The organism is Pelatocladus sp. (assembly GCF_059505505.1).
On record NZ_JCACKS010000157.1, the window covers coordinates 1 to 4,347 of the forward strand.

General features: G+C 41.7%; 1 protein-coding gene. It reads right to left on the minus strand.

Annotated elements, in window-relative coordinates; all coding sequences use genetic code 11:
- Positions 1 to 196 precede the first annotated feature (196 nt).
- Complete coding sequence (locus tag AC5JMK_RS13085) at positions 197 to 4,057, minus strand: two-partner secretion domain-containing protein (protein WP_495910283.1); 3,861 nt, start codon at positions 4,055 to 4,057, stop codon at positions 197 to 199.
- Between the last annotated feature and the right edge of the window lie 290 nt (positions 4,058 to 4,347).

A 4,347-nucleotide genomic window follows, 5' to 3' on the forward strand; every position in this document is an offset into this window, starting at 1 on the left:
TATTCCGAGGCGGTACAGATGCGCTCAACCTAGATTTGTGTGTACACCGTAGCCGCACGCGGGGAGGGGATTAAGGGGTGGGGTGCGTATTGGACACAACCGAGAACTGCTGTTTAGGCTACACAAACCAAGTCCCACAAAATCAGACTCATTGTAACCTGCGTAGGCAAGCGTAAGTTTCGTGTAGCCGCGATTTCTAATCGCCAGGACTAGGTACCTTGCAACCAGCAGAATTTTGGCGCAGATACTGACGCTGGAACTCTCTGCTATTAACATCGTAAGCAGTCAGAACGACTTCTCCTTTCTCATTAAATATCCAGCCGCGCGCAGGGATAATCTGTTTAGTCGTAGCAGAGGCTTTTGGCTGGTTGATCGTAACAGCTTGGGAACTACTACTGTTAGCTGGTTGTGCTAAATCAACACGCACATTGTCACTGGTAAAACTATCATTGGGACTAGAAGGTACACCACCGCGTCCAGTGATGAAGAATGTACTACCAAAGCCTTTTTGACAAGGATTTTGAGCGATTTGATTACTTGGGTCAGTAGGATTATCTGGTAATTGCATTAATCCCTGACTGGGGTCAACATCTGTATTGTTAATTTGTACCGTGCCACTAAAGTCTGTGCCAAGGTCAGAAGCAGCAGTGATATTACTGTCTGGACTACTAAACCGATAAGCAGCTTTGATAAATATATCGCCCCCAACACCTCTTTGAGCGTTTGCAGTAATGTCACTGTTTTCTAAAGCAACAAAGTTACCAGTCACAATCCTGATGTTTCCACCAGTGGCTGTACCTGTGGCGTTGGTGGTGATGTTGCTATTGCGACGTAAGATTAAGTCACGAGAGTTAAGGAAAATATTACCTTGACCGCCTGTAGTGCTGGCAGTAATTAATGCTCGATTGTCTAGCCGGATGTCTTTTACTGTTGTGACTTCGATGTTACCTGCTGCACCACTTCCTTGACTACTCGCTGATAGAATAGCACGATTAGACAGGGAAAGCGATCGCGCATTGATTTTAATTCCACCAGCATTGCCCACACCTGATGGTGCAACACTGCTAAAAATTCCACTTCTGTCTCCATTTTTACCCTCACCAGAAGCAGAGATATTGCCAGTTGCATTAATGATCACATTACCAGCATTTCCTTCTCCAAGGATGCTGGCACTTATTCGTCCACTATTAACCAGAGAGAGATTGTTGGTATTGATTTCGATACCACCGGCATCGCCTACGCCTGATGAACCAACAATGCTAAAAATTCCACTGAAGAATCCTTTGTTACTTTCACCAGAAGCAGAGATATTGCCAGTCGAATTAATGATGACACTACCTGCATTTCCATTTCCACTAGTGCTAGCATTAATTCGTGCGCCATTAGTCAGAGAAAGATTGTTGGTTTTGATTTCAATACCACCAGAATCTCCGATACCTGACGATGCAACAATGCTATAAATTCCACTTACTAATTCTCCATTATTACTCTCACCTTGTGCGGAGATATTGCCAGTTGCATTAATGATGATTCTGCCAGCATTTCCATTTCCGAAGGTGCTGGCATCAATTTGTCCACCATCAGTCAGAGAAATATCTTTGGCATTTATTTGAATACCACCAGCATTTCCTTCTGCTGTTGAGTTTACTTGGCTAAAAATTCCACTTCGTAATTGTCCATTGTTACTTTCACCAGAAGCAGAGATATTGCCAGTCGCATTAATGATCACACTACCTGCATTTCCCTTTCCAAAAGTACTGGCATCAATTTGTCCACCATCAGTCAGAGAAAGGTCTTTGGTACTTATTTCGATACCACCAGCATCTCCTTTTTGTGTTGAGTTTACTTGGCTAAAAATTCCACTGAAGAATCCTTTGTTACTTTCACCAGAAGCAGAGATATTGCCAGTCGAATTAATGATCACACGACCTGCATTTCCAATTCCATTAGTGCTGGCATCAATTTGTCCACCATCAGTCAGAGAAATATCTTTGGCATTTATTTGAATACCACCAGCATTTCCTTCTGCTGTTGAGTTTACTTGGCTAAAAATTCCACTCCGTAATCCTTTGCTGCTTTCACCTTGTGCGGAGATACTACCAGTTGCGTTAATGATCACACTACCAGCATTTCCAATTCCACTAGTGGTAGCATTAATTCGTGCGCCATTAGTAAGAGAAAGATTGTTGGTTTTGATTTCAATACCACCAGAATCTCCAATACCTAACGATCCAACAATGCTATAAATTCCACTTAGAAATTGTCCATTGTTACTTTCACCGGAAGCAGAGATATTACCAGTCGCATTAATGATGACTCTACCAGCATTTCCATTTCTAAAGGTGCTAGCACTAATTCGTCCACCATCAGTCAGAGAAAGGTCTTTGGTATTTATTTGGATACCACCAGAATTTCCCTGTACTCTTGAATCTACTTGACTAAAAATTCCACTGTTGTTTCCATCTTTGTCCTCACCTTGTGCGGAGATATTGCCAATCGCATTAATGATCACATTACCAGCATCTCCCGTTCCAAAGGTACTGGCATTAATTTGTCCGCCATTGGTCAGAGAAAGATTGTTAGTTTTAATTTCAATTCCACCAGAATCTCCAACGCCTGACGTGTTAACAACACTATAAATTCCACTTATAAATTGTCCATTGTTAGTCTCACCATCAGCAGAGATATTACCAGTCGCATTAATGATGACTCTGCCAGCATTTCCGTTTCCAAAAGTGCTAGCACTAATTTGTCCACCATTAGTTAGAAAAAGGTCTTTTGTATTTATTTCGATACCACTAGAACTCCCCTCTGCATCTTGTTGGTCTACTTGACTGAAAATTCCACTTCTGTTTCCATTGTTAGTCTCGCCATCAGCAGAGATATTGCCAATCGCATTAATGATCACACCACCAGCACTTCCTTTTCCACCAGTGCTGGCACTAATTAGTGCGCCATTAGTAAGAGAAAGATTGTTGGTTTTGATTTCAATTCCACCAGAATCTCCAACGCCTGACGTGTTAACAACACTATAAATTCCACTTCTGTTTCCATTGTTAGTCTCACCATCAGCAGAGATATTACCAGTTGCATTAATCATTACACTGCCAGCATTTCCTACTCCATTGGTACTGGCACTAATTTGTCCACCATTGATTAAAGAAAGATTGTTAGTCGTAATATTGACATCACCAGCAATCCCAGTTGTACCAGGTAATACATTATTTTGCACCCGTGCATTGGATAAGGTGATATCTGAGAGCAAACCATTAGTAGGAAAATTCAGCTTAAAGCTATTGCCAGTTACATCTAACCCTACAGTCCCTGCTGTTGCTAATCCTCCTAATTCAATGCTGCCTCCTGTTGCGGTCAATCTACCACCATTTAAGAAATTCTCAGCATTTGATAAATTGATATTGCCACCCACCAACGCCAAAGAATTCCCAGGTTGCACTTGAAGTCCAACCAAGTTACTGTTTGCATCCCGGACTATCGATTGATTGGTAATACTTCCAGGATTCTCCCGAAACCGCAAACCAATGGGAATATTTACACTTAACAGTGGTACTGCTTGGGGATTCGTCGCACTAAACTCAAAATTATTATTAAATATAAAACTGTCGGCTGTGGTTCCAAAAAACGAACCACCCAAATCTAAACTAGCATTAGGGCCAAAAAAAATCCCTTTCGGGTTGAGTAAAAATAGATTCGCGTTACCTAAAACACCAAGTCTACCAAGAATATTTGAAGGATTATCGCCTGTGACTCTGGTGAGAATATTGGCGATACCAGCAGGATTGGAAAAATAAGCTCCTCTACCTTCGCCAACATTAAATTCTTGAAAGCTGTGAAATAAACTTGAGCCGCGAGTTGCACCACCGTCAATGCGATCGCTACGAATACCATTAATAATTACATCTGGATTAGTTGTAGAACTTTCAGCACCCAGACTAGTATCTGGTGTGATTTGCGCTTGAGCAATAGCGACAAATGCAAGAGTTTCTAATATTGCTACGGGCAAGGTCAAGAGAAGGAATGTATGCCTCAGCTGTGTCATCCTCAGTATCCTGTTTTAATAATGGAAGAGAACCCTGACAAGTAAAAATACGGAACATAGCATCTAATAAAGTATTAGAAACCAAATGGTCATGTTATTACGCACTATCGTAAATTTTCTTAAAAATAAAACCTTCAAAGTCTAATCGCAAACAATCAGCTTCGGATCTAACGACAGCATTTCATTAGACCTCTTGCAAAAATATTTTTACCCCACCCTAACCCTAAGCGTTTACGGGGCTGCGGTGTACACATAAATCCTCTGATCCCCCTAAATCCCCGCGCTGGCGC

What these genes read in the sequence shown, in the direction of transcription:
- AC5JMK_RS13085 (WP_495910283.1), bottom strand. Translation starts at nt 4,057, where the DNA reads ATGACACAGCTGAGGCATACATTCCTTCTCTTGACCTTGCCCGTAGCA.